Annotated in this window: 22 protein-coding genes; 10 read left to right on the forward strand and 12 right to left on the reverse strand. The window is 61.2% G+C overall.

The features are described 5' to 3' along the window. Nucleotides 1–7: 7 nt before the first annotated feature. The 3 genes from AC1RTQ_RS09050 to AC1RTQ_RS09060 form a co-directional block, all read right to left on the reverse strand. Complete coding sequence (locus AC1RTQ_RS09050) at nucleotides 8–2,482, reverse strand: putative bifunctional diguanylate cyclase/phosphodiesterase (protein WP_492875082.1); 2,475 nt, start codon at nucleotides 2,480–2,482, stop codon at nucleotides 8–10. Between the two features lie 294 nt (nucleotides 2,483–2,776). Further along, nucleotides 2,777–3,337: an NUDIX hydrolase gene (locus AC1RTQ_RS09055; RefSeq protein WP_492875083.1), complete on the reverse strand. Its 561-nt coding sequence runs from the start codon at nucleotides 3,335–3,337 to the stop codon at nucleotides 2,777–2,779. A 138-nt stretch (nucleotides 3,338–3,475) separates the two neighbouring features. Further along, a complete protein-coding gene (locus tag AC1RTQ_RS09060; protein WP_492875084.1) occupies nucleotides 3,476–4,171 on the reverse strand; it encodes a fumarylacetoacetate hydrolase family protein in 696 nt (231 codons plus the stop codon). Nucleotides 4,172–4,333: 162 nt separating this feature from the next. Between AC1RTQ_RS09060 and maiA the strand changes: the two genes are divergently transcribed. Both maiA and AC1RTQ_RS09070 read left to right on the forward strand, forming a co-directional pair. After that, nucleotides 4,334–4,999: a maleylacetoacetate isomerase gene (gene maiA, locus AC1RTQ_RS09065; RefSeq protein WP_492875463.1), complete on the forward strand. Its 666-nt coding sequence runs from the start codon at nucleotides 4,334–4,336 to the stop codon at nucleotides 4,997–4,999. A gap of 10 nt (nucleotides 5,000–5,009) precedes the next feature. Then, nucleotides 5,010–5,927 carry a purine nucleoside phosphorylase YfiH/LACC1 family protein gene (locus AC1RTQ_RS09070; RefSeq protein WP_492875085.1) on the forward strand — a complete coding sequence of 306 codons (918 nt, stop codon included), beginning with the start codon at nucleotides 5,010–5,012 and terminating at the stop codon, nucleotides 5,925–5,927. Here AC1RTQ_RS09070 and AC1RTQ_RS09075 read toward each other — a convergent pair. Beyond that, nucleotides 5,844–6,158, reverse strand: a complete 315-nt coding sequence (locus AC1RTQ_RS09075; protein WP_302090540.1) for a hypothetical protein — start codon at nucleotides 6,156–6,158, stop codon at nucleotides 5,844–5,846. The genes AC1RTQ_RS09070 and AC1RTQ_RS09075 overlap by 84 nt on opposite strands. Nucleotides 6,159–6,362: 204 nt before the next feature. Between AC1RTQ_RS09075 and AC1RTQ_RS09080 the strand changes: the two genes are divergently transcribed. From AC1RTQ_RS09080 to phbB, 3 genes are all read left to right on the forward strand, one after another. After that, nucleotides 6,363–8,261, forward strand: coding sequence for a PHA/PHB synthase family protein (locus tag AC1RTQ_RS09080; protein ID WP_492875086.1), 1,899 nt, complete (start codon nucleotides 6,363–6,365; stop codon nucleotides 8,259–8,261). Between the two features lie 145 nt (nucleotides 8,262–8,406). Beyond that, entirely contained in the window at nucleotides 8,407–9,588 is a 1,182-nt protein-coding gene (locus AC1RTQ_RS09085; RefSeq protein WP_302090542.1) for an acetyl-CoA C-acetyltransferase, read from the forward strand. A 260-nt stretch (nucleotides 9,589–9,848) separates the two neighbouring features. After that, nucleotides 9,849–10,586 (forward strand): acetoacetyl-CoA reductase, encoded by a 738-nt coding sequence (gene phbB / locus AC1RTQ_RS09090; protein ID WP_492875087.1) that lies wholly within the window; start codon nucleotides 9,849–9,851, stop codon nucleotides 10,584–10,586. A gap of 436 nt (nucleotides 10,587–11,022) precedes the next feature. Here the strand turns inward: phbB and AC1RTQ_RS09095 are convergent, their stop codons facing one another. From AC1RTQ_RS09095 to AC1RTQ_RS09115, 5 genes are all read right to left on the reverse strand, one after another. After that, complete coding sequence (locus AC1RTQ_RS09095; protein ID WP_492875088.1) at nucleotides 11,023–11,145, reverse strand: hypothetical protein; 123 nt, start codon at nucleotides 11,143–11,145, stop codon at nucleotides 11,023–11,025. Between the two features lie 179 nt (nucleotides 11,146–11,324). Then, nucleotides 11,325–13,373 carry an ABC-F family ATP-binding cassette domain-containing protein gene (locus AC1RTQ_RS09100; protein WP_492875089.1) on the reverse strand — a complete coding sequence of 683 codons (2,049 nt, stop codon included), beginning with the start codon at nucleotides 13,371–13,373 and terminating at the stop codon, nucleotides 11,325–11,327. A 98-nt stretch (nucleotides 13,374–13,471) separates the two neighbouring features. Beyond that, on the reverse strand, nucleotides 13,472–14,485 hold the full coding sequence (locus tag AC1RTQ_RS09105) for a Bug family tripartite tricarboxylate transporter substrate binding protein (RefSeq protein ID WP_492875090.1): 1,014 nt from the start codon (nucleotides 14,483–14,485) through the stop codon (nucleotides 13,472–13,474). A 38-nt stretch (nucleotides 14,486–14,523) separates the two neighbouring features. Continuing rightward, entirely contained in the window at nucleotides 14,524–15,750 is a 1,227-nt protein-coding gene (locus tag AC1RTQ_RS09110; RefSeq protein ID WP_492875091.1) for an acyl-CoA dehydrogenase family protein, read from the reverse strand. A 1-nt stretch (nucleotide 15,751) separates the two neighbouring features. Then, nucleotides 15,752–17,350 (reverse strand): class I adenylate-forming enzyme family protein, encoded by a 1,599-nt coding sequence (locus AC1RTQ_RS09115; RefSeq protein ID WP_492875092.1) that lies wholly within the window; start codon nucleotides 17,348–17,350, stop codon nucleotides 15,752–15,754. Here AC1RTQ_RS09115 and AC1RTQ_RS09120 point away from each other — a divergent pair. Further along, nucleotides 17,349–17,486, forward strand: a complete 138-nt coding sequence (locus AC1RTQ_RS09120; RefSeq protein ID WP_492875093.1) for a hypothetical protein — start codon at nucleotides 17,349–17,351, stop codon at nucleotides 17,484–17,486. The genes AC1RTQ_RS09115 and AC1RTQ_RS09120 overlap by 2 nt on opposite strands. A gap of 96 nt (nucleotides 17,487–17,582) precedes the next feature. Here AC1RTQ_RS09120 and AC1RTQ_RS09125 read toward each other — a convergent pair whose 3' ends face one another. Continuing rightward, nucleotides 17,583–18,563: a LysR family transcriptional regulator gene (locus AC1RTQ_RS09125; RefSeq protein ID WP_492875094.1), complete on the reverse strand. Its 981-nt coding sequence runs from the start codon at nucleotides 18,561–18,563 to the stop codon at nucleotides 17,583–17,585. A 181-nt stretch (nucleotides 18,564–18,744) separates the two neighbouring features. Between AC1RTQ_RS09125 and AC1RTQ_RS09130 the strand changes: the two genes are divergently transcribed. The 4 genes from AC1RTQ_RS09130 to AC1RTQ_RS09145 all read left to right on the forward strand — a co-directional run bounded on the left by AC1RTQ_RS09130 (nucleotide 18,745) and on the right by AC1RTQ_RS09145 (nucleotide 21,063). Further along, a complete protein-coding gene (locus tag AC1RTQ_RS09130; RefSeq protein WP_492875464.1) occupies nucleotides 18,745–19,605 on the forward strand; it encodes a ferritin-like domain-containing protein in 861 nt (286 codons plus the stop codon). Between the two features lie 292 nt (nucleotides 19,606–19,897). Then, complete coding sequence (locus AC1RTQ_RS09135; RefSeq protein ID WP_492875095.1) at nucleotides 19,898–20,167, forward strand: hypothetical protein; 270 nt, start codon at nucleotides 19,898–19,900, stop codon at nucleotides 20,165–20,167. Between the two features lie 368 nt (nucleotides 20,168–20,535). Continuing rightward, entirely contained in the window at nucleotides 20,536–20,769 is a 234-nt protein-coding gene (locus AC1RTQ_RS09140; RefSeq protein ID WP_492875466.1) for a class I SAM-dependent methyltransferase, read from the forward strand. A 126-nt stretch (nucleotides 20,770–20,895) separates the two neighbouring features. Further along, nucleotides 20,896–21,063 carry a hypothetical protein gene (locus AC1RTQ_RS09145; protein WP_492875096.1) on the forward strand — a complete coding sequence of 56 codons (168 nt, stop codon included), beginning with the start codon at nucleotides 20,896–20,898 and terminating at the stop codon, nucleotides 21,061–21,063. A 78-nt stretch (nucleotides 21,064–21,141) separates the two neighbouring features. Here the strand turns inward: AC1RTQ_RS09145 and prmB are convergent, their stop codons facing one another. Next, complete coding sequence (prmB, locus tag AC1RTQ_RS09150) at nucleotides 21,142–22,089, reverse strand: 50S ribosomal protein L3 N(5)-glutamine methyltransferase (RefSeq protein WP_492875097.1); 948 nt, start codon at nucleotides 22,087–22,089, stop codon at nucleotides 21,142–21,144. After that, on the reverse strand, nucleotides 22,086–23,285 hold the full coding sequence (gene dapE / locus AC1RTQ_RS09155) for a succinyl-diaminopimelate desuccinylase (RefSeq protein WP_492875098.1): 1,200 nt from the start codon (nucleotides 23,283–23,285) through the stop codon (nucleotides 22,086–22,088). The genes prmB and dapE overlap by 4 nt, the downstream gene beginning before the upstream one ends. Nucleotides 23,286–23,313: the final 28 nt, after the last annotated feature.

The raw sequence follows: 23,313 nt of genomic DNA on the forward strand, positions 1-23,313 counted from the left end.
GAGCTTTTCAGCCCATGGCCAGTGAGGCGCACCACTGCGGCAACTGGTTTTCCTGCGTGGGAGCAAAGTATTCGGTCGTCATGGGTTTGGGGCGGGCGATGGCGTAGCCTTGGACATAGTCCACGCCCATGGTCATGAGTTCCTCGGCGATCTCGCGGCTCTCGACAAACTCTGCAATGGTCTTCTTGCCCAGGGTCTGACCGATGCGATTGATCATCTCCACCATGGCATGGTCTCCCTTGTCCTTGAGCATGTCGCGCACAAAGCCGCCGTCGATCTTGAGATAGTCGACGGGCAACTGCTTCAGATAGGTCAGCGACGACATGCCGACGCCGAAGTCGTCCAGGGCAAAACGGCAACCCAGGGCGCGCAGCGACTGAATCAGCCGTGTGGCATTGCTGAGATTGCCAATGGCGCTGGTTTCGGTGATCTCGAAACAGAGCTTTTGCGGCGCAATGGCGTGCTGCTGCAACTGCTCCTTCACAAATTCCAGCAGGCCGTCGTCGTCCAGGCTGGGACCGGAGAGATTGATGGCGCAGGTTTCCACCAGCTTGGCGTGTCCAGGCTGCTGCGCCAGTGTCTGCAGGGCCCGGGAGATCACCCAGCGGTCAAGCGATGGCATCAGACCGTAGCGCTCGGCGGCGGGTATGAAATTTCCCGGGGCCAGGATCTGGCCATTTTCATCGCGCAGGCGCAGCAGGACTTCGAAGTGCATGCCCCTGTGGCGGCTGTTCTTGCGGGCCTGCAGCGGTGCAATGCTCTGGGCATAGAGGCAAAAGCGCTCTTCGTCCAGTGCGCTGCGAATGCGTGTGGCCCATTCCATCTCGCTGACATAGCGGCTGTAGATTCCGTCCTCGGCCTTGTAGAAAAAGACCTTGTTGCGTCCGCGTTCCTTGGCCTGATAGCAGGCCATATCGACCATGCGCAGCAGATCGGAGGCATTGACCGCATCACCGGGAACATGCACGGCACCGATCGAAAAACCGGTGCGCAATATCTTCTCTCCCCAGGTGGTTTGCAGTTGCTGGGCTGCCAGTCGCAGCTTCTCGGCAATGCTCGCGACGTTGGAAGGAGGGCAGTTCTCCAGCAGCACGGCAAACTCGTCGCCGCCCATGCGTGCCAGGCAATCGGTTTCGCGTAGATTGGCTTGCAGCATGCGGGAGACTTCGCACAGCACTTCATCACCGGCGGCATGGCCACTGGTTTCGTTGATGAGCTTGAACTGGTCCAGGTCGATGTAGAGCAGGGCATAGGGCTTGACCTGATGCAGGCCCTGGGTCAGCATTTTCTGCAGTCTGCGCTCGAACTCGCCGCGGTTTTCCAGCCCTGTCAGCGTGTCGTGGCGCGCGTTCCAGGAGATCTGATCCATGTATTGCTGCTCGCGCGATACGTCGCGCAGCACGAAGACGGCGCCCGATGTCTCACCCTCACGCTGCATGGCAGAGCCCAGTACCTTGACCGGCACGATGCTGTGGTCGGTGCGGCGCACCCAGTGCGTTTGTTCATCACGCACGACGGTGCTTTCCTTGGTTTCGCTGACCAGCTGGGCGAGCAGGCCCTCGCTGGTGATGGAGGCGTCCATGGTGTAGAACTGCAGCACCTGCTTGATGGGCTTGTCCAGATAGCTGTGCTTTTGCAGACCCAGCAGGCCTATGGCGGCGGGGTTGACGTAGTTGATCAGGCCTTTGGCATTGGTGGTGATGACCGCATCGCTGAGCGCTGCGAGCGTGGTCTCCGCGCGCTCTTTTTCACTGTTCAGGCCGTCTTGAACCTGCTCTCGCAGCAGGATCAGCCGCCAGGTGTTCCAGACCCACAGGCTCACCAGTCCGATGGCCAGGGCACCGTTGAGCGCGAGCAGCAGCCAGACGATGTTGCGCGAGCTCTGGCCCAGAGAGTCGCTGAATGCCTTGGTTAATGCCGTCACGCCCTGGTTGATCAGGTCGATCTCGCGCTTCCAGGTGGCAATGTTTTCGCGGCTGATGTTGCCGACTTCGTATCCATGCCGGATTTCCTGGGCCAATGTATCGAGCTGGGTCAGGTATTCGTCACCCATCTTCCAGTACGCAACGGGCTCCTGCACCCAGCTGAAGTAGCGGAATGTGCGCAGCAGCCAGATGAGGGAGCTGACATCGTCGGGGTGGTTCTGGCCTTGCTCTATGCCTTTGCGCGCCAGGTCCAGGCGCAGAGGCTTGTCGTAGAGGGCAATACGTGCCTCGGCATCGCCACGCGGCACCTGCAACGCCCGCTGGTAGTGGGCGAAGTCCACTGGATTGCCTTCGTCGGCATAGCGGGACAGCGAGTAGATCGCATCCTTCTGGGCCTTGGACCAGAGGCTTTCACCGTTGACGAAGGCGCGCACGGCCGAGAGCAGGTACAGGCTGCAGCTGGCACTGAGCATCAGAATCAGTGCCAGCAGCGCAAAGGCCCAGACGCGCTGCAGCAATTGTTGAGACTTCAGTGCGGGGCTCAAAGATGCCTTCATGACGCCTCATCCAGTAAATAGACTGTAGGTGCATGAGTGAGGGCATCCACAAGACGCACAGGTACGAAACAGCCAGCAGACGCCGTCTTGCTGGCGATCAGAAGTCCGTCGCGATGCCCGCTCTCATGCTCGACTTTTGACAGCATTGCGCAGAAGGTATGTCAGATCACACGCAATTTGTATTTATTGGTAATTTTTGGCCTGTAGAAGTGAGTCTGGCGTCGGACAACTTCCTCTGTCCCCCCAAGACAGTGCGGTGATTCATGTGAGAAAGTGGGTAGCCAGTCTGGCAGCTCAGATCAGGTCTAGGCAGTGCACCTGCGGCTGCTCCAGCACGCCGGCACTGCGGTCGGCAAAGAAGCGCTCCAGGGTGAGCTTGACGGTGCGAAACGCGATTTCTTCCCAGGGGATGTCTGCCTCGGTAAACAACTGGGCCTCCATGGTCTCGGGGCCGGGGTAGAACTGGGTGCTTCTGAGGCGGGCCAGATAGAAGAGATGGACCTGTCCCACCTGGGGCACGTTGATGAGACTGAACAGCCTGCCCAGCTCGATGTCGGCTCCGGCTTCCTCGTCGGTTTCGCGCTGGGCCCCGCGGCTGGTGGTTTCGGCCAGCTCCATGAAGCCTGCAGGCAGCGTCCATTTGCCGCGGCGCGGCTCGATATTGCGCTTGCACAGCAGCACGCGTCCGTCGTCCGTCACGGGCAGGGTGCCAACCACATTGAGCGGGTTTTCATAGTGGATGGTGTGACAGGCCGGGCAAACGGCACGCTCGCGAGTATCCCCATCGTCAGGAACGCGGTAGGTGACTGCGGTGCCGCAATTGCGGCAGAACTTGATGGGGCTGCGAAAAATCATTCCGCAACTATAAGCAAATCAAGCTGCTAGCGCAGGTACAACATGCGCAAACAGCTATGAAAAAGGGAGTCGCACCTTGATTGCCGCGTGACTCCCCGAGTACCTGGTCGGCGCTAACTGCCTGTGCGCCAAGGACTTTCAGGCGATCTGGATCTTGATCGATTCAAGTCCGCTGACTGCGCCTTCCAGCACATCGCCTTTGATCACTGCGGCCACACCCTCTGGGGTGCCGGTCATGATCAGATCGCCGGGCTGCAGCTCCCAGGCGCTGGAGAGATGCTCAATGGTTTCGGCGATATTCCAGATCAGCTTGTGGATGTGGCTGCGCTGGCGATAGTCACCATTGACCTGCAGCGAAATCTCGGCGTTGACGATGTCTCCCGCCTGATCGGCCGGCGTGATGGGGCCAATGGGGGCCGATTGCTCGAAAGCCTTGCCGATACACCAGGGGCGGCCTTGCTTCTTCATGTCGTTTTGCAGGTCGCGACGTGTCATGTCCAGACCCACGGCATAGCCGTAGATGTACTGCAGTGCGTCGGCTGCCTTGATGTTCTTGCCGGCCTTGCCGATGGCGACGACCAGCTCGATCTCATGGTGCAGATTCTGGGTCAGCGTGGGATAGGCCACTGTGGTGGTGCTGCCAGCTTCCACTGCCACGGTCGCGTCCGCAGGCTTCATGAAGAAAAACGGCGGTTCGCGGCCGGTAAAGCCCATTTCCTTGGCGTGATCCTCATAGTTGCGGCCCACGCAGTAGATGCGGTGAATGGGAAAGCGCTCGCCACGGCCCACAACAGGCAGGCTGGCAACGGCAGGGGGATTGAACACGTAACTCATGAAGTCCTCGGCAGGAACACGCGCTGAAATCAGCAATGGTTGATGTGGCAAGCAGTGTGCCACGATGCAGGCCCGGGGACGGCATGGCGCATGACGGCTTTTACGTATTCCGGCCCTAGGGAAAATGCCAGTCTGCTCGGCTCGCGCTATGCTGCTCGCATCATGAAGCTGCATACCTATTTCCGCTCTTCCGCCTCTTACCGTGTGCGCATTGCGCTGCAACTCAAGGGGCTGTCCTACGACTCCGTGCCCGTGCATCTTGTGCGCGGCGAACAAAAGGCTGCGGCCTATGCCTCCCATGTGGGTGACCCGCTGGTGCCCGCACTGGTGACGGATGAGGGGCACTGGCTCACGCAGTCCATGGCCATCATCGAATATCTCGATGAGACCCATGCTGAAACACCATTGCTGCCCAGGGATGCACTGGGTCGTGCCCATGTGCGCGCATTGGCGCAGATGGTGGCTTGCGATATCCATCCGCTCAACAACCTGCGCGTGCTCAAGTACCTGGTGCACCAGATGGGCGTCGGCGACGAGGCCAAGAATGGCTGGTACGCGCACTGGGTACGTTCGGGCCTCGAAGCCTTCGAGCGTCAGCTGGCGCTGCTGGATGCCGAACGCAAGGTCTCAGGTCTGCCGCCTTCGACGTTTTGCTGGGGCGACACCCCCACGCTGGCCGAATGCTGCTTGGTGCCGCAGATCTACAACGCCCAGCGCTTCAATGTGAGTCTCGATGCGCTGCCGCGCCTGATGGACGTGGCAGCGCGCTGCCACGCCTTGCCTGCCTTTCAACTGGCCCATCCTTCGGCCTGTCCGGATGCAGAGTGAAGAGGGTGCCATGAGCGAGACCTATCGGCCGGGTCCGCCGGAGCTCTGGCCCGACTCCTGGCTGGTTCCGGACTGGCCGGCTCTGCCCGGCGTGCATGCCATCTGCACCTCGCGCGAGGGCGGCGTCAGTCAGGCACCCTGGGGCAGCATGAACCTGGGCGACCATGTGAGCGACAACCCCGCACACGTGAGCCGCAACCGTGAACTGTTCAACGCGGCGCTGCAGGCCCGCACCCCCGGTGCCTGCACGGCGTTCCTGCAGCAGGTGCATGGCGTGGATGTGCTGGAGCTGGATGCCGGCAATGTGCTCGAGTCCAATGGTGCAGCTTTCGACGCGTGTGTGACCGACGATGCTGGCGTGGTCTGCACCGTCATGGTGGCGGACTGTCTGCCCGTGTTGCTGGCCCATGATTCGGGGCTGGTCGTGGGCGCGGCCCATGCGGGCTGGCGCGGTTTGGCCGGCATGCCGCCCGGCAGACAGCCGTCCGAGGGGCCGTTGCCCGGCGGTGTGCTGGAGATGCTTTTCGAGTCTTTTTCCCGCAAAGTACAGGCGCAGCAATCGCTTTCAGCGGCCGACATGAAGCCGTCCCGCATTGCCGCTCGCACCCAGGCCTGGCTAGGCCCGTGCATAGGTCCCGAGTCCTTTGAGGTGGGCTCCGAGGTGCGCGATATCTTCATGGCGCATGACGCCGATGCGGCACGACACTTTGTGCCTGTAGCGGGCAGCAGCACCAAATATCTGGCCGATCTGGCGCAGCTGGCACGTCTGCGGCTTGCTGCATTGGGCATTGCTGCAATCTTCGGCAACGATGGCAGTCTGCCCTGGTGCACGGTCAGCAATGCATCACGTTTCTTCTCGCACCGGCGCGACGCCGTCCGTCTGGGCGGCAGCGGGCGGCTGGCTGCCAGCATCTGGCGCGACGCCTGAGCCTGGGCTGGGGGGCGCTTGTTTTGCAGCTAGTGCTTCCTGTTCCTGTCGGGCTTTGAGGCGGCGCTTTCTGGCCGGCGTGCCCAGTATGTAGAGCACGATGGAAAGCGGCAGCAGACCATAGAGCACAAAGGTGAAAAATGCACCCAGCAGGGTGCCGCCGGGGCTGACGGCCTCGGCGATCGTCATCATCACGACAACGTACATCCAGGCAATGGCAATAAGGTACATGGAGCTTCTGTAATGGGCCAGAAAGCATTCTGGCTCCGGGTTGTTTTGTGTCAAAACAGCTTCATAACGGCGAAATGAAGTCGCTTCTTGTCGGAACTGCCTGGCACATAGGTGACAATGCCGCCGTGTGAGCCGTATTGCAGATTCCGCAAGCGTCCCCAGACCCTGAGATCGCCGGTCGCTTGCCTTGACTAGGATGTAAGCATGAATTTTGACCCGAGCTGGGGCCAGGCTGGCCAATCCATTCAACAATTCTGGCAGGAGCAGTGGGGCAAGAGCCTCCAGACGCTTCAGCAGATGCAGTCCGGTGCTCCCATGGGGCTCAGCGCCATTCCGGGTCTGGGCGCTGCACCCAACCCCTGGGCTTCCATCATGGAGGCTATGCAATCGGCCATGCCCCAGGTGGCGGCCGGCTCGGCTCAGACGGTTCAGTTCGATGCTCCCAAGCTGCAGGGGTTGCAGCAGGAATACCTGCAGTCCGTGCAGTCGCTGGCGGATGCCAAGCAGGTTCAGGACCTGCTGGCCAAGGACAAGCGCTTCGCCAAGCCCGAATGGAGCGCCAATCCCGTTGCATCGATGGCTGCAGCCAACTACCTGCTGGGCAGTCGCATGCTGACCGGTATGGCCGAAGCGGTGCAGGGTGATGAGAAAACACGCAATCGCGTGCGTTTTGCGGTCGAGCAATGGGTGGCGGCCATGGCGCCCAGCAATTTTCTGGCGCTGAACGCCGATGCGCTCAACAAGGTCGTGGAAACCAAGGGCGAGAGCCTGGCTCAGGGCATTGCCAATCTGCTGGCCGACATGCGCCAGGGTCATGTCTCCATGACCGACGAGAGCCTGTTCACCGTGGGCAAGAACGTGGCGACCACCGAAGGCGCGGTGGTTTTCGAGAACGAGCTGTTCCAGCTCATCGAATACAAGCCGCTGACTGCCAAGGTATTCGAGAAGCCTTTTCTGATGGTGCCGCCCTGCATCAACAAGTTCTACATTCTGGACTTGCAACCGGACAACTCCGTCATTCGCTATGCCGTCAGCCAGGGACATCGCACCTTTGTGGTCAGTTGGCGCAATCCAGACGAAAGCCTGGGTCACAAGAGCTGGGATGACTACATCGAAGATGGCGTACTCAAGGCAGTGAGTACGGTTCAGGATATCTGCGAGGCGCCGCAGATCAATGTGCTGGGTTTCTGCGTGGGCGGCACCATGGTCTCCACGGCCATGGCGGTGCTGGCCGCACGCCACGCCCGCGAGCACGGAGAGCTACCAGCCGCCAAGCCTGCACGCAGCCGCGCTGCGGCAGCCAAGTCCAGCAGCAGGACGGCTGCTGCTGTCAAGACGCCGGCCCAGCCTTTCCCCGTGGCCAGCATGACGCTTCTGACCACGCTGATCGACTTCCGCGATACCGGCATTCTGGACATCTTCATCGATGAAAACATGGTGCGTCTGCGCGAGATGCAGATGGGCAAAGGCGGGCTGATGAAGGGTCAGGACATGGCATCCACCTTCAGCTTTCTGCGCCCGAACGATCTGGTCTGGAACTATGTGGTGGGCAACTACCTCAAGGGCGAGACGCCGCCGCCCTTCGATTTGCTTTACTGGAACAGTGACTCGACCAATCTGCCCGGCCCGTTCTATGCCTGGTATCTGCGCAATCTCTACCTCGAAAACAATCTGATCAAGCCCGGCGTGCTGACCGTGTGCGGCGAGAAGATCGACATGAGCCAGCTCAAGATGCCGGTCTATATCTACGGCTCGCGCGAGGACCACATCGTTCCTGTCGGTGCAGCCTATGCCTCCTCACAGGTGCTGGGTGGTGAGCTTCGTTTCGTGATGGGGGCCTCCGGCCATATCGCCGGCGTCATCAATCCTCCGGCCAAGAACAAGCGCAGCCACTGGCTGCGTGAGGATGGCCAGTTTCCTGAGGCATTCAACGATTGGCTGGCCGAGGCCACGGAGTATCCGGGCAGCTGGTGGACGGACTGGAGCGCCTGGCTCGGAAGCCATGCAGGCAAGCAGCTGGCGGCTCCCAGGAGCTATGGCCGTGCGCGCGCCTATGCCGCCATCGAAGATGCACCGGGTCGCTACGTTCTGTCAAAAGCCTGAGCGAGGCCTGAGGCACAATCAGTTCCATATTGCGGTGCAACAAGCAAGGCTTGCACCGTGGTAGGAAGCGTCGGGTGGCACGATGAACAGGATGCGACCCGCACGCATGCATCACTTGTAAGAAACCTAGAAAGGTTCGTCAGCAATGGAAGACATCGTTATCGTTTCCGCCGTGCGTACGGCGGTCGGCAAGTTCGGCGGCTCTCTGGCCAAGATTCCTGCAACCCAGCTGGGTGCGACCGTGATTTCCGAGGCTCTGGCCCGTGCCAAGGTGGGCAAGGACCAGGTCGGTGAAGTCATCATGGGCCAGGTGCTGACGGCGGCGGCCGGACAGAACCCTGCGCGTCAGGCCATGATGGCGGCCGGCATTGCCAAGGAGACACCTGCGCTGACGATCAATGCCGTCTGCGGCTCCGGCCTGAAGGCCGTGATGCTGGCGGCTCAGGCCGTGGCAACCGGAGACAGCGAAATCGTGGTCGCCGGCGGCCAGGAAAACATGAGCCTGTCGCCCCATGCAGTGCCCAATTCGCGCGATGGTCAGCGCATGGGTGACTGGAAGATGGTGGACACCATGATCGTGGACGGCCTGTGGGATGTCTACAACCAGTACCACATGGGCATCACTGCCGAGAACGTGGCCAAGGAAAAGAACGTCAGCCGCGCGCAGCAGGATGCGCTGGCGCTGGCCAGCCAGCAAAAGGCTGCGGCCGCGCAGGATGCGGGCAAGTTCAAGGACGAAATCGTTCCTGTGAACATTCCCCAACGCAAGGGTGATCCCATCGTGTTCGACACTGACGAATACGTCAATCGCAAGACCAATGCCGATGTGCTCGCCACCCTCAAGCCCGCTTTCGACAAGGCCGGTTCGGTGACGGCTGGCAATGCCTCCGGTCTGAACGACGGAGCCGCGGCCGTGGTGGTGATGACGGCTGCCAAGGCCAAGGCTCTGGGCCTCAAGCCTCTGGCCAAGATCGTCTCTTATGCCACCAGCGGCCTGGCTCCTGAGGTCATGGGCCTGGGCCCGGTCTACGCTACGCGCAAGGCGCTGGATCGTGCCGGCTGGAAGGCGGCAGATGTGGACCTGTTCGAGCTCAACGAAGCCTTTGCCGCACAGGCCTGTGCGGTGAACCAGGATCTGGGCATTGACACCGCCAAGGTCAACGTCAACGGTGGCGCCATTGCCATCGGTCACCCCATCGGTGCATCGGGCTGCCGCATTCTGGTGACGCTGCTGCATGAAATGCAGCGCAGCGGTGCCAAGAAGGGCCTTGCCGGCCTGTGCATCGGCGGTGGCATGGGTGTTGCTATGGCTGTGGAAGCCTGCTGAGGCTTCAGGATTGCAGACTGCTCCGGTGCTCCTGAAGACCGGTGCAGTCTGGGAAGCCCGCTGAAGCCAGCCTCTCATCGACCCTAGGGAAGATCACGAGGTAAACCACGGCGAAAGCGGGTTCATTCGGACCTACTCGATTGCATACTGGTATGGCCAGCGTGCAGGGTGTGTGGCGTTCAAAACGATAAGCAATCTCTAAAAATGTTTATCGTTGATAGTGTGATCGTGAAATAACCATTGATTGACAGGAGAGATGAATGGGTCAGAAAGTAGCGTACGTCACGGGAGGCATGGGCGGTATCGGTACCGCAATCTGCCAGCGTTTGCATAAGGATGGCTTCAAGGTGATCGCGGGTTGCGGACCATCGCGCGACTACCGCAAGTGGCTGGACGAGCAGGCGCAATTGGGTTTCACGTTTTATGCCTCGGTCGGCAATGTGGGGGACTGGGAATCCACCGTAGAAGCCTTCAACCGGACCAAGGCGGAGCACGGCAGCATCGATGTGCTGGTGAACAACGCGGGCATCACCCGCGATCGCATGTTCGTCAAGATGACGCCGGACGACTGGAAGTCGGTTATCGAAACCAACCTCAACTCCATGTTCAACGTCACCAAGCAGGTGGTGGCAGACATGGTGGAAAAGGGCTGGGGTCGCATCATCAACATCAGCTCGGTCAACGGCGCCAAGGGCCAGGCCGGTCAGACCAACTACTCGGCAGCCAAGGCGGGTATGCATGGCTTTACCATGGCACTGGCGCAAGAGATGGCCGCCAAGGGCGTGACCGTGAATACGGTCAGCCCAGGCTATATCGGCACTGATATGGTCAAGGCCATCCGCCCCGATGTGCTGGACAAGATCGTGGCGGGCGTGCCCGTCAAGCGTCTGGGCGAGCCCAGCGAGATCGCGTCCATCATCTCCTGGCTGGCTTCCGAAGAGGGCAGCTACTCCACAGGTGCGGACTTTGCTGTCAACGGCGGCCTGCACATGCACTAAGCCTTTTCAGGCATTTGGCAAAAAGGAGCTTCGGCTCCTTTTTTCATGTCCTTGCTGCTTTTCTCTGCAAGCCTGTGGGCAAAGAGCGCGACGATGCCCAAATGACAAAACCCGCAGAAATCAATCATGCGGGTCTTGAGCTTCTGTGCCGTTTCGCAAAGCGACTGGTTGAGCGTGGGGCAGTAAGGCTTGTAGGTTCTTTGGCCTATCAGTGCCGACTGCCCGGGCACCTGGCTGCAACACACTGCGCTTTGGTCTGCACAGTGCTGCGCGGCGAGCGCTTAACGCTTGCGATCGCGTTCGTCTTCGGGCCAGATGGACATGATGTTCGTGGTTTGCATGGGAATCTCTCCTGTATGTCTGTTTAACGTCTGACGGATTCAGCTCGTTGACAGCTTTTTGGAAAATTTTTACCTGTTTTTTTATCCAGTGATAATCAGGCTGCAAATGCGGGGACACGCTTGCGATCGCGCTCATCCCAGGGCCAGGCCATCAGAGACATAGCTGCTGCTGCCTTCGCAGGCTGGGCTTTGGCGGTGTCGGTAACAGTGGTGGTCATTGCAGTTCACTCCTTTGCGTGTTCAACGCCCGGCCTGAACTGTAGGTTGACAAGAAGCTGAATCAACAGCGCAAGAAAATGCAACTCACGTTTGCTGATGTTGTCAGCAGGCGCTGTACATCTTCAAAATGAATAGCGCCCTGCCAATGCTGGGCAATGGCAGGGCTTGCTTTACGGTCTCAGCAGGTTTCGGTGGACAGGGCTTCGATCTGCTCCGAAAGCTCCAGCCAGCGCTCTTCCAGTTGATCGATTTCAGCGTTGACGGCACTGAGCTGCTTGCCGGCTTCCACGATATCGCCACCGGACAGGCCGGGCGTGGCCAGCTTTTCTTCCAGCGCGCTGCGCTGGGCATTGAGCTTGGGCAGCGTCTTGTCGATCTGTTCCAGCTCTTTCTTGAAAGGCTTGGTCTTTTCGGCCAGTTGCTGACGCGCCGCAGCAGCCAGGCGTCGGGCTTCCCTAGGGTCGGCCGCGGTGTCGCTGAATGCTTCCACTTTAGGAGTATCTGGCGCTTTTGGCACAAGGACTTCAGGCGGATTTGGCTTGATTTCTTCCTGAGTTTGCACCTTTGACGTGCTCGCGGCCTGCTGTTCGGCATTGCGTGCTTCTTCACGCAGGCGCTTGGACTCTTCCAGCAGATAGCGCTGGTAGTCGTCCAGGTCGCCATCGAAGGGGCCGACAACGCCGCGGCCCACCATCCAGAAGTCTTCACATACGGCGCGCAGCAGGTGGCGGTCATGGGAGACCAGCATGACGGTGCCGTCAAAGTCGTTGAGCGCCATGGCCAGCGCTTCGCGGGTGGCCAGGTCCAGGTGGTTGGTAGGCTCGTCCAGCAGCAGCAGATTGGGGCGTTGCCAGACGATCATGGCCAGCACCAGGCGGGCTTTTTCGCCGCCGCTCATGCTGCCCACAGATTGTTTGACCATGTCGCCGCTGAAGTTGAAAGTGCCCAGCCAGTTGCGCAAGTCCTGCTCGCGGCTGGCTGCAGGTGCGGCAGCGCCGAGTTCCCTGGCCAGACGTGCCATGTGCTCCAGCGGGTTCTCGCCGGGACGCAGCACGTCCAGTTCCTGCTGGGCAAAGTAGCCGATATTGAGGCCCTTGCCTTCGGTGACGGTTCCGGCCAGCGCCTTCATCTCGCGGGCGATGGTCTTGACCAGGGTCGATTTACCCTGTCCGTTGGCCCCCAGAATGCCGATGCGCTGGCCTGCCAGCACGGAGCGGTTGACGCCCCGCAAGATGGTGGTCTGCTTGCCGTCTTCGTCTTCATAGCCGAAGCTGGCATCGGTAATCGCCAGCATCGGGTTGGGCAGATTGGCGGGTTCCTTGAATTCAAAGGTGAACTCGGCTTCTGCCAGCACCGGCCCGATCTTTTCCATGCGCTCGAGCTGCTTGACCCGGCTTTGTGCCTGCTTGGCCTTGCTGGCCTTGGCCTTGAAGCGGTCAATGAACTTCTGCAGGTGAGCCATTTTTTCCTGCTGCTTGGCAAAGCTGGCCGCCTGCAGCTCCAGCTGCTGGGCGCGCAGCTCTTCAAAGCGCGAGTAATTGCCGCCGTAGCGGTTGATCTGGCCGCCCTGGATCTGCAGTGTGACGTTGGTGATGGCGTCCAGAAATTCGCGGTCGTGGCTGATGACGATCATCGTGCCGCTATAGCGCTTGAGCCAGGCCTCCAGCCAGACCAGGGCATCCAGGTCCAAGTGGTTGGTGGGTTCGTCCAGCAGCAGAAGATCGCTTGGGGCCATCAGTGCACGGGCCAGTTGCAGGCGCATGCGCCAGCCGCCCGAGAAGCTGTTGACGGGGTGATCCAGCTCGGAGACCTTGAAGCCCAGGCCCAGAATCAGGGCTTGGGCGCGCGATTCCGCATCATGTGCACCGGCATCGGCCAGATCCACATAGGCTTGGGCGATTTCCATACCATCGCCGGAGGCTTCGGCGGCAGCCAACTGGGCGTTCAGCTCGGCCAGACGGGTGTCGCCATCCAGTACGAACCGGGTGGCAGATTCGTCGGTTTCCGGCATGTGCTGGGCTACCTGTGCCATGCGCCACTGCGGAGGGATGAAAAAATCACCGCCGTCTTCGCTGATGCTGCCGTTGAGCAGGGCGAACAGGCTGGACTTGCCCGCACCGTTGCGGCCGACAAGGCCAACGGACTCTCCCGGGTTGATGGTGGTGCTGACTTGGTCGAGCAGGACTTTGGTGCCGCGGCGCAGCGTGATGTTCTTGAGACTGATCATGACTGGGGCCGATTATCCGCGAATGCCCGCAGACCCAGGAGCTTGCGGGATTGAGCAGGCGGCCGCGTGCCCCGGTCACGGCGGCTCAGTCTGAGTCTTCATACCGCTTGAAGCCCTATGCGCTTCATCATGGTTTCGGTAAATTTCAGCTCGTGCTCGAACGCCTGGGTATAGGCTGCGGAGTCCAGAATCTGCACCTTGCCGCCATCCATCTCCAGCAGCTGGCGTACCTTGGGCTGGCTCAGCACCGCATCCATGGCGTTGCTCAGCCTAGTGGTGACGGCTTGTGGCGTGTCCCTGGGCACGGACAGGCCGCCCCAAGAGCTCAGATGCACGTTCTTCACGCCGGTTTCCTCCAGCGTGGGGACCTGGGGCAGCTTGTCGTTGCGTTGCTCGCCAGCGACTGCCAGCGGTATCAGCCTGCCGGCCTGCACATGGGGGTAGGCGACGGAAAAGATAGGGGCCGCAAACACCACCTGCTGGCCGAGCACTGCATTGACCAGATCGGATGCCCCCTTGTAAGGCACATGCGTGGCCTTGATCTGCAGCGCCGAGAGTAGCAGCTCCACCCCCAGGTGCGACGGCGTGCCCACACCGCCAGAGGCGTAGTCGATATCGCGGGATTTGCTGGCGGCGATCAGGTCGGCCAGGCTGCGCAGTCCGGAGCCGGGGTGGACCACGAGCAGAATGTCCGAGCGGGACATGCCCATCACATGCCTGAAATCCTTGAATACCTCAAAGCCCGGGTTTTTGTACATGCGCATGGCGGCTGCCATGGGCGAGCCTGAATACAGCAGGGTGTAGCCGTCTGCGGCGGCGCGAGCGACCTGGCGGGCACCAATGTTGCCGCCTGCGCCGGGCCGGTTTTCGATCACCACAGGCTGGCCCAGTTGCTGGCCCAGCGCCTCGGAGATGATGCGCGCGGCATTGTCCGGACCGGTACCCGCCATATAGGGAACCACCCATTTGATGGGACGACTGGGCCAGCTCTGGGCCCGGGCGGACAGACCCACAGTGCCCAGGCCTGCGGCGCCTAGACTTGCGCCAGCCATGCGCAGCCACTGGCGGCGCGCGCTGTTGCTGACAGAGGGGATCAAGGATTGCTTGCTCATTTTGTCTCCTGTTTTTATAGCTGCCTGGTCATGTCCCGTCAGGGCATGAGCAGTTCCTTGGCAATGTTGTTGCGCTGGATCTCGCTGGTGCCCGTGAGCACACGGTACATGCGCAGCATGCGGAACAGAAACTCGACGCGACGTCCCTGGACAATGCCTTCGCCACCGTGGATCTGCACCGCGCGATCGGCGATGGCAAAGGCTTTTTCCGAGCAAAACAGCTTGCTCATCGAAGCCTGGGCGCGTGCATCAAGGCCAGCGTCCAGCGCGCGGGCGGTCTGGACCATCAGCGCGCGGGCGGCCATCCAGTCGGTGGCCATATCGGCCAGCATGTGCTGTATGGACTGGAACTGGGCAATGCTGCGGCCAAACTGCTGGCGGCTCAGCGCATAGTCGCGCGCGTCGCGCAGCGCGCACTGAGCCAGGCCCAGCATGGCGGGGCAGTGCAGCAGTCGGTTGACGGTAATGCGCCCCAGCGCAAGGCCCAGACCGCGGCCAGGCTCGCCAATCAGATGCGCCACGGGCACGCGCACGGCGTTCAGATGAATATCGCCGGTGTGCGACTGCCCGGCCATGGTCTTGTAGCCGCTGACCACCTCCACGCCGGGGGCGGCCAGGTCCACAAAGAAGGCGCTGATCTCCCGCTCGGCGCTGCCCTCGGGGGCGGTGGATGCCATGAGCACGGCAAAGTCGGCAAACGGCGATCCTGAGATAAAGCGCTTGCGGCCGGTCAGCACATAGTGCTCGCCTTCGCGCACAGCCCTGGTTTGCACGGCGCCTGCATCCGATCCCGCCTGGGATTCGGTCAGGGCAAAGCAGATGGCTTTTTCGGCGCGCGCCACGGGCGCGATGAACTGCTCCATCTGAAAAGGAGTGGCCTTGCGCACCAGAGAGCCGATACGGGGCGGGCCGCTGAGTTCGCCCAGCACATGAGGCGCGAACGGCGAGCCGCTGGCATAGATGGCTTCCTTGATCAGCACCTGGTCCAGCACCGAGAGTTCTTCGCCGCCCATGGCGCTTGGCAGCGTCATGCCGTAGAAGCCCAGCTCGCGCGAACGCTTCCAGACCTGTTGCAGCAACTCCTTGCTGGCGCTGTTGTCATGGCTGATGCCGTGCTTTTGGGCCAGCTCTGCCAGCTCGCTCTGCAAGAAATCCTGCAGGGCTGCAATGAGCTCGGCCGCGCGCGACGAGCCCTCAAACGGCATGGCAAGCAAGGCAGAGCTCGGGGATGGGGATGTGGTTTGCATGGGGTCTTTGGCATTCATCTCAGTTCACCTTTCGGCTGTGATTGGCCCAGTAGGGCGCTTGAACGGTCTTGCGCATGACCTTGCCATTCGGGTTCTTGGGCAACTGCTGCACAAACTCGATATGGCGCGGGCGCTTGAAACCACCCAGGCGCTCGGCGCAGAAGCGGTCGATGGCCTCTTTGATGCCCGCGTCACCGGGTGTCTGCCCCTGCTTGAGCACGAGGTGGGCAGCCACGGCTTCGCCCCATTTGTCGTCGGGTATGGCAAACACACAGGCGTCTTGCACCGCCGCATGCTCATGGAGCACGGCCTCCACTTCGGACGGATAGACATTGAAGCCACCTGAAATCACCATGTCTTTCTTGCGGTCCACGATGTAGACAAAGCCTTGCTCGTCGACACGCGCCAGGTCGCCGGTGTGATAGCGACCGTGCTTGAGCACCTCCGCCGTCAGTTCGGGGGCACGCCAGTAACCGGCAAACACGTCGGCTCCGCTGACCACGATCTCGCCCACCTCACCCTGGGGCAGGTGCCTGCCTTCGTCATCCACCACTTCCACGCAGGACTCGAGAAAAGGCCGCCCGCAGGAGGACAGCAGCTCGGGCCTGGCAGCGCGGGCATAAAGATGGTCCTGCACGGTGAGCGCGCAGACGCCTGAGGTGGTTTCGCCCGCGCCGTAGCCCTGGCTGAGAACGGGGCCGAACACATCCATGGCCTGAAGAATGCGGGCCGGTGCCATGGGGGCGGCGCCATAGCCTAGGCGCTGCAGATCGGGCAGAGGGCGGTAGCGGCCGGCGGTCTCTGCCAGCAGCATATTGATCATGGTCGGAACCATGAAGGTGTGGGTCACGCGCAGGCTGCGCATGTCCTGCAGGAAGCGCGCAGGCTCGAAGCTGCTGAACAGATGGATGGTGGCGCCTGTGCACAGTGTGGGCATCAGCTGCATGCCCGAGGCGTGAGTGACAGGGCCCACCAGACCCAGGGTATGACCAGGCTGCATGCCCTCGCCGCGCATCAGGAACTTGCGCAACTGGGCCAAGCGGTTGCCGAAGGTCTGCATGGCGGCCTTGAGCGTGCCCGAAGAGCCAGAGGTGTAATGCAGCACGGCTACTTCGTGCTCATGCACGGATACTGCTGAGAATTGCTCTGAAGCCTTTTCCAGCAATCGCTCATAGCTATTGTTTTCATTGTCGCCGAGCAGTATCAGCCGAACCTGTGGGTTGCGTAGCTGGGCGCGAAAGCTCTCGGCACGTTCCGCCGTGGTGACGATGAGGGCTGCATCGCTGTTGTCGGCTATCTCGATCACCTCACGGGGTGACAGGCGGGCGTTGAACGGAGCCTTGACCAGACCGGCCTTGTAGCAGGCCAGCTCGATTTCTACGATCTCGGTGCAGTTGGGCAGGTAGATGCCCACACGGTCACCACGCTGCAGGCCCTGAGCCAGCAAGGCATTGGCCAGACGGTTGCTGCGCCGCTCCAGTGCGGCGTAGCTGAGGTTTTTGCTGGCGCTGGTCACGGCAAGGTGGTCAGCATACAGACGGCAGCAGCGCGCAACGAGTGCACCGACATTGGATATAGGGGCGCCCGGCATAGGGGCCATGGGCAAAGCAGTGGTCATGGGCAAGTCCTTGTTGAAGCCGCGCCGCACCGATGTGCGGCATCTGCTTGGACTGTCCCAAAACGAAGGAGATCAAGGAAATACCGTTTGTTTATCCATGGACATCAATATTTTTGATGACTCAAGAAATCAATGACTTGCGCATGCCAAGTCTGATTGCAGACCGCCGCGCTGCGGGTTTGTCCTGTGCTGCAGGCGGCTGGCCGCTGTATTTACCGTGCTTGAGTGCGCTCTATGCTGCAGCGTAGTCCCAGCGGGCTGGCCAGCGGCCCTCGCCGATCATGGCCTGGACCTGCAGCAGCAGGGCGTCCTGAACCACCTGTACCGCAGCATCGTGGGCGCGGCCGGGCTGGCGCGCCAGGTAGTAGCGTCGTTGCAGATCGGGGTTGCAGACTCTGGCCACGATCCAGGCACTGCCGGCGTTCTGGGGCTGCGGGCTCTCGGCCACCGAGCAGGCGGGGCTGAAGGTAAAGCCTCCGCCGCATTGATAGAGCGAGCGAATGACACGGGCCGAGTCATGTTCGTGCACGATGTTCAAACCGAGCTGCAGATCGCTGGCGGCCTGCTCCACCGTCTGGCGTATGGAAAAGCGCCGTGACTGCAGTACCAGTGGCTGTGCTGCAGCATGGGCAAAGTCCAGGCAGGGAGTGTTTTGCGCCGTGCTGTATCTATACAGCAGGGGCGCGACCTTGCCCTGTGCGTCATGGCCGCAGAAATAGATGGGCTCGGTGGCCATGGGCTGCACCTGCAGGCCTTGCAGACTGGCTGTATCGACCAGAACGCCCAGATCGGCGCGACGCTCCAGCATGGCTTTTTGCACCATCAGACTGGAGTCATCGAGCACAAACACCCGTATGCGCGGGTGACTCTGGCGCAAGCCGGCAATCACCGGCCCCATGAGCAGGCCTGTCAGCAAGAACGGCATGGCAATGCTGACCGAGCCTTCGGGCCCCATGGGCAGGCGCTGCAGGCGTTCGCACATCGCGTCGGCATCGGAGAGCAGGCGGCGCGCATCCTCATACAGCCGGGTACCTGCGGGCGTCGCCGTGACTCCCGCATGGGTACGCTCCAGCAGCTGGACGCCGAGCTCGGACTCTAGCTTCTTGATCTGCGCCGTCAGTGCCGGCTGGGCCACATAGAGCGAATGGGCCGCCCGCGAGATCGAGCCGACCTCCAGCACGGTGATGAAGTAGCGAAGCGCACGCAGATCCATGATTGCAACTCGAAAAATCAGCTTGAAAGCCAGTATGAAAGCCTGTAGAAGGCTATTTGAAGAATTGTTAGTCTCCTGTAATGTCGGTGTAATCTGACATGGCGTAAGGGCCAAATGTCGACAAGATGGCATATCTCCAAGTCTGAAGCCCGGCAGATTCAGTATGTCGGTCCTACAACTGATGCAGCAAAACGTGTCCCTATCTTCACCTTCAACCACCCCGAGCAGAAACGGCTCTGCCCACTGGCGCATTGAAAACATCGACTTCTCTGCCATCGATCGCCGCGCCATAGAGCACAACCAGGACCTGTTCTTCTTGCTGATGAGCGCCTCGTTCATCGAGACCGGCTCGGATACCTACGCGGCAAACCTGGCCCAGCATTACGCTGCCTGGCCCGAGATCGCGATCTGGCTCAAAGATCAATGGGAGTGCGAAGAACTGCAGCACGGACAAGCGCTGCGGGCCTATGTTGAAGCCGTGTGGCCGGAGTTTCCCTGGCAAAAAGCCTACGACAGTTTTTTCGCCGAATATTCGCAGCTGTGCACCATGGAGGAGCTTTACCCCGACCCGCGCCTGGAAATGGTGGCGCGCTGCGTGGTGGAGACCGGCACGACAGCCTACTATCACACCTTGCGCGAACTCAGCGACGAGCCGGTTCTGAGCGAGTTGCTGGGAAATATCCGCAACGACGAGGTCAACCACTTCAAGCATTTCCTCAAGTACTTCAAGGAGCTGCAGCAGCAGTCGCCTGTGGGCCGCACGCGCATTGCCAAGGCACTGTATGGTCGCCTCAAGGAGTTGCGAGAGAGCGATTCGGATATCGCGCTGCGTCACGTCTGGGCGCACAAGGGCTCTTATTTCGCCGATAGCAGCACTCGTTTCGAAGACATGGCCCAGCGCATTTACGAGCTGGTCAGTCGTCGCCTGCCTGCCGACCTGGCCGTGCGCATGCTGCTCAAGCCGATGCTGCTGCCAGCACGCGTGGAGGGGTTGGTGCGCACACCCATCTCGAAGCTGGCGACACGCATGATGTCGTACTGAGTCTTGCTGCAGCAAACAAGCCCGGCCGACTCCAAATGTCTGGGCATTTGTTTCCCTGGCGGGCACCTGTATCACGGCGGCTGTATCTGCCCGCTGCTGGCATATGACAGATGCTGGGACGCTGGCACAGGCCCAGGCCACGTTGGCAGCCTGTGGCTAATGCCCTGCTAAGGTGCTCGCGCGAGGGACCGGGGACGGTACCGCCCAGGTGCAACTGCTGACACAGCGCTGGATGAATGCGGCGATGACGGTTTTTCGCGGACGGTTGGGCCTGATCCAGGACTGAGTCCGCATGCATGAACACGAGCCGCAGACGTCTCGGCCTGCAGGGATTCAGCCTGAACTACCGACCTATCTGGAGCAGGCAATCGGCCTCAGGAGGGCTGCTTTGCAGCGTCATCTGACGCCTGCGGAGCTGCAGGGGCTTGACTGCTATACGGGGCCGGATTGGGAGGTATACGCCGCCAGTGGCGAAAAGCTGCTGGCACGGTGCGTTGCGGCCCAGACTGCCGTCGCACGCCAACTGCGCGTGCGTTATCGGGAGCTGTCACTGCAGGCCTGAAGCTGTGCTCTTTGTCGAAACAGCAAGGAGTTCCGCGATGACTGCGATTGATTGCCCCAGCCCCTCGGCTCTGTGTGTTGCCATGGCACGCGCCGTTCATCAGATTTTGGAGGGCGAGCCGGTTTTCGCTGACCGTTTTGCCGTGGCCTGCCCTCGGCAGCGCGGAAGCAGCAAAGCTGCTGCGTCAGCCTCTGGTGCATAGCGATGTGTCCTCATGGTCGCTTCGTGCCGGCATCTGGGCCCGGACCCGATGGGCCGAAGACCGTCTGCGGGATGCCGTGGCTTAGGGAAGCATGCAATACGCCATCGTGGGCGCAGGCCTGGATACCTGGGCCTTGCGCATGGCGGCTTAGCTGCCTGCTGTCCACATCTTTGAGCTGGATCAGCCGGCATTGCTGACCTGGAAGACCTGGCTGTATGAGCGCAATGGCTGGGACTTGCCCTCAAGCCTGTGTCAGCTTGGCATTGATCTGCGTGACACCGGGACTGTGCAGGGCTTGAAGGCTTCTGGCATGGATCTCGATTCACCAGTCAGCCTGTTGATGCCGGGTCTGCTGGCGTATTTGAGGATGAGTCCGTTGAGCGCGAAATATTTGCACTGAGCCGTCTGGCAACAGGGTCGACCATCATGCTGGACTACAGAGTGGATGAGCAGCAGCTCAGCCCCATGGAGCAGATGATGATGCAGTTTACGGCGCAGATGATGGCGGCAGGTGGCGAACCATGGCATGCATCCATCACACCGCAGCGCACGGCTGCTGGTCGCGGCGGGCTTCGAGGTGGAAGAGGATCTGGGGCCTGCGCAGCTCGACGCCTGCTTCTTTGCAGGCAGGCGCGATGGTCTGCAGATTGCGGGCGGCGGTTTTCGCTATCTGGGTGCCTTCAAGCGTGCTTGAGCGCTTGTTCAAGGACCTGCATAGAGAAAAAGGCACAGGGCTTTGAGCAGCCTGTGCCTTGGGTGAGAGACAAAGAACTTACAGTTGCAAGGCTGCGGTATTGCCCTCGGACCAGTGGCGCAGCGCCTCCTCGGTAATCAGCAGCACCTGCTCGTCGCCTGAGCTGGTGTCGAGCCAGAACACGGGCAGATCGGGGAAGGCTGCCTCGAAGTACGGCTTTTCATTGCCGATCTCCAGCACCACCACGGCGTCCTTGTTCAGGCGCGCAGGCAAGTCCTGGAGCAACTGGCGGATGAAGTCCATGCCGTCGGCGCCGCCGGCCAGGGCCAGCTCGGGCTCGGCCTGGTATTCGGCAGGCAGCTTACCCATGCTGTCGGAGTTCACGTAGGGCGGGTTGCACAGTACCAGATCCCAGGGGCCGGGCACCTGGCTCATTCCGTTGCTCTCCAGCAGCGTCACGCGATCCTGCAACCCGTGCTTGTCCACATTGATACGGGCGACGGCCAGGGCATCGGTCGAGATATCGGCACCGGTCACCCGGACTTCGGGATAGGCCATGGCGGCCAGGCAGGCCAGAGACCCGTTGCCGGTGCATAGGTCGAGCACCTGCACGGTCTTGTCGGACAGCCAGTCGTCGATGCTCCCATCGGCCAGCAGCTCGGCGATGAAGCTGCGCGGCACGATGGAGCGTTCGTCAATGTAGAAGGGCACACCTACCAGCCAAGCCTCGTTCGTCAGATAGGCGGCGGGCTTGCGGCTGCGGATGCGTTCTTCAAAAAGAGTAGCTATTTGCGCTCGTATATCAAGGGATACAGGCTGGTTCTCCACGGATTCCGGCGCGCCTGGAGTGAGCTCGCTGTCCAGGGGCAGGCCCAGCTTCCAGAGCACCAGCCAGGCCGCTTCGTCTTCTGCCGTGGCCGTGCCGTGGCCAAAAGCCACGCCGGCAGCTGTGAGAGCCTGAGCGCCGCTGGCAATCAGTTCGGCAACGGTATTGCCTGAGATCGGGGTGGGGCTGGTATTGCTCATGTGGTCTGGGGTGCGGTCTGCTGGCGCTGGAGTTGTTCCAGAGTCTTGCGGTAGATGTTTTTCAGCGGCTCGATATCGGCCACGGCGATGTGTTCGTCGATCTTGTGGATGCTGGCGTTGGGCGGGCCCATCTCGATGACCTGAGGGCATATCTGGGCGATGAATCGGCCATCGCTGGTGCCGCCTGTGGTGGACAGCTCGGTATCGAGTCCGGTCTCATCCTTGACGGCGGCTTGCACGGCCTGCACCAGGGTGCCCGGCGTGGTCAGAAAGGGTTGTCCGCCCACAGTCCAGACCAGCGAGTATTCGACGCCATGACGGTCCAGGACCTCATGCACGCGTTTTTGCAGGGAGTCGGAGCTGGACTCGGTGCAGAAACGGAAATTGAAGTCGATCACCACATGGCCGGGAATGACGTTGCTGGCGCCCGTGCCGCCATGGATATTGCTGATCTGCCAGCTTGTGGGCGGGAAGAACGCATTGCCGCGGTCCCAGACCGTGGCCGCGAGTTCGGCGAGTGCGGGCAAGGCCTCATGAATGGGGTTGCGTGCCAGTTGCGGATAGGCGATATGACCTTGCACGCCGTTGACGGTGAGCTTGCCGCTCATGGTGCCGCGGCGGCCGTTCTTGATCATGTCGCCGGTCTGTTTGACCGAGGTAGGTTCGCCCACAATGCACCAGTCCAGGCGCTCGCCGCGTTGGCGCAGCTCTTCGACCACGACCTTGGTGCCGTCAATCGAGGGGCCTTCCTCGTCGCTGGTCAGCAGCAGGGCGATGTCGAAGGCGGGTTCGGGCGTGGCCTGCAGGAACTCTTCCAGCGCCACGACAAAGGCGGCAATGGAGGTCTTCATATCACTGGCACCACGACCGTAGAGCTTGCCGTCGCGGTGCATGGGCACGAAAGGCGGGCTGGTCCATTCCTTGAGCGGGCCGGGCGGCACCACATCGGTATGGCCAGCAAAGACCAGCACAGGCCTATCTGAACTGATGGCGTCTTGTGTAGATTGATTCTGCGTTGGAGAGCGTTTTGCCCACAGGTTTTGAACGCGGAAGTCTGCGGGGCCGCTATCCAGGCGCTCGCAGGTAAAACCCATGGGTGTCAGGGCGTCGGCGAGCAGCTCGAGGCAGCCAGCATCTTCGGGGGTGACGGAGGGCAGGCTGATAAGCTGCTCGGTCAGTTGCAGTGTCCGGGACATGGAGGGGCTTCAAACTAAAACAATGCCT

Source organism: Comamonas sp. GW821-FHT11H03, assembly GCF_058807955.1.

What these genes read in the sequence shown, in the direction of transcription:
- AC1RTQ_RS09130 (WP_492875464.1), top strand. Translation starts at nt 18,745, where the DNA reads ATGCAGCAAAACGTGTCCCTATCTTCACCTTCAACCACCCCGAGCAGA.
- AC1RTQ_RS09050 (WP_492875082.1), bottom strand. Translation starts at nt 2,482, where the DNA reads ATGAAGGCATCTTTGAGCCCCGCACTGAAGTCTCAACAATTGCTGCAG.
- AC1RTQ_RS09145 (WP_492875096.1), top strand. Translation starts at nt 20,896, where the DNA reads ATGCATCCATCACACCGCAGCGCACGGCTGCTGGTCGCGGCGGGCTTC.
- AC1RTQ_RS09110 (WP_492875091.1), bottom strand. Translation starts at nt 15,750, where the DNA reads ATGAATGCCAAAGACCCCATGCAAACCACATCCCCATCCCCGAGCTCT.
- AC1RTQ_RS09080 (WP_492875086.1), top strand. Translation starts at nt 6,363, where the DNA reads ATGAATTTTGACCCGAGCTGGGGCCAGGCTGGCCAATCCATTCAACAA.
- phbB (WP_492875087.1), top strand. Translation starts at nt 9,849, where the DNA reads ATGGGTCAGAAAGTAGCGTACGTCACGGGAGGCATGGGCGGTATCGGT.
- AC1RTQ_RS09095 (WP_492875088.1), bottom strand. Translation starts at nt 11,145, where the DNA reads ATGACCACCACTGTTACCGACACCGCCAAAGCCCAGCCTGCGAAGGCA.
- AC1RTQ_RS09120 (WP_492875093.1), top strand. Translation starts at nt 17,349, where the DNA reads ATGGGCAAGTCCTTGTTGAAGCCGCGCCGCACCGATGTGCGGCATCTG.
- AC1RTQ_RS09055 (WP_492875083.1), bottom strand. Translation starts at nt 3,337, where the DNA reads ATGATTTTTCGCAGCCCCATCAAGTTCTGCCGCAATTGCGGCACCGCA.
- AC1RTQ_RS09060 (WP_492875084.1), bottom strand. Translation starts at nt 4,171, where the DNA reads ATGAGTTACGTGTTCAATCCCCCTGCCGTTGCCAGCCTGCCTGTTGTG.
- AC1RTQ_RS09070 (WP_492875085.1), top strand. Translation starts at nt 5,010, where the DNA reads ATGAGCGAGACCTATCGGCCGGGTCCGCCGGAGCTCTGGCCCGACTCC.
- AC1RTQ_RS09135 (WP_492875095.1), top strand. Translation starts at nt 19,898, where the DNA reads ATGCATGAACACGAGCCGCAGACGTCTCGGCCTGCAGGGATTCAGCCT.
- prmB (WP_492875097.1), bottom strand. Translation starts at nt 22,089, where the DNA reads ATGAGCAATACCAGCCCCACCCCGATCTCAGGCAATACCGTTGCCGAA.
- AC1RTQ_RS09105 (WP_492875090.1), bottom strand. Translation starts at nt 14,485, where the DNA reads ATGAGCAAGCAATCCTTGATCCCCTCTGTCAGCAACAGCGCGCGCCGC.
- AC1RTQ_RS09100 (WP_492875089.1), bottom strand. Translation starts at nt 13,373, where the DNA reads ATGATCAGTCTCAAGAACATCACGCTGCGCCGCGGCACCAAAGTCCTG.
- AC1RTQ_RS09115 (WP_492875092.1), bottom strand. Translation starts at nt 17,350, where the DNA reads ATGACCACTGCTTTGCCCATGGCCCCTATGCCGGGCGCCCCTATATCC.
- AC1RTQ_RS09075 (WP_302090540.1), bottom strand. Translation starts at nt 6,158, where the DNA reads ATGTACCTTATTGCCATTGCCTGGATGTACGTTGTCGTGATGATGACG.
- dapE (WP_492875098.1), bottom strand. Translation starts at nt 23,285, where the DNA reads ATGTCCCGGACACTGCAACTGACCGAGCAGCTTATCAGCCTGCCCTCC.
- AC1RTQ_RS09085 (WP_302090542.1), top strand. Translation starts at nt 8,407, where the DNA reads ATGGAAGACATCGTTATCGTTTCCGCCGTGCGTACGGCGGTCGGCAAG.
- AC1RTQ_RS09125 (WP_492875094.1), bottom strand. Translation starts at nt 18,563, where the DNA reads ATGGATCTGCGTGCGCTTCGCTACTTCATCACCGTGCTGGAGGTCGGC.
- maiA (WP_492875463.1), top strand. Translation starts at nt 4,334, where the DNA reads ATGAAGCTGCATACCTATTTCCGCTCTTCCGCCTCTTACCGTGTGCGC.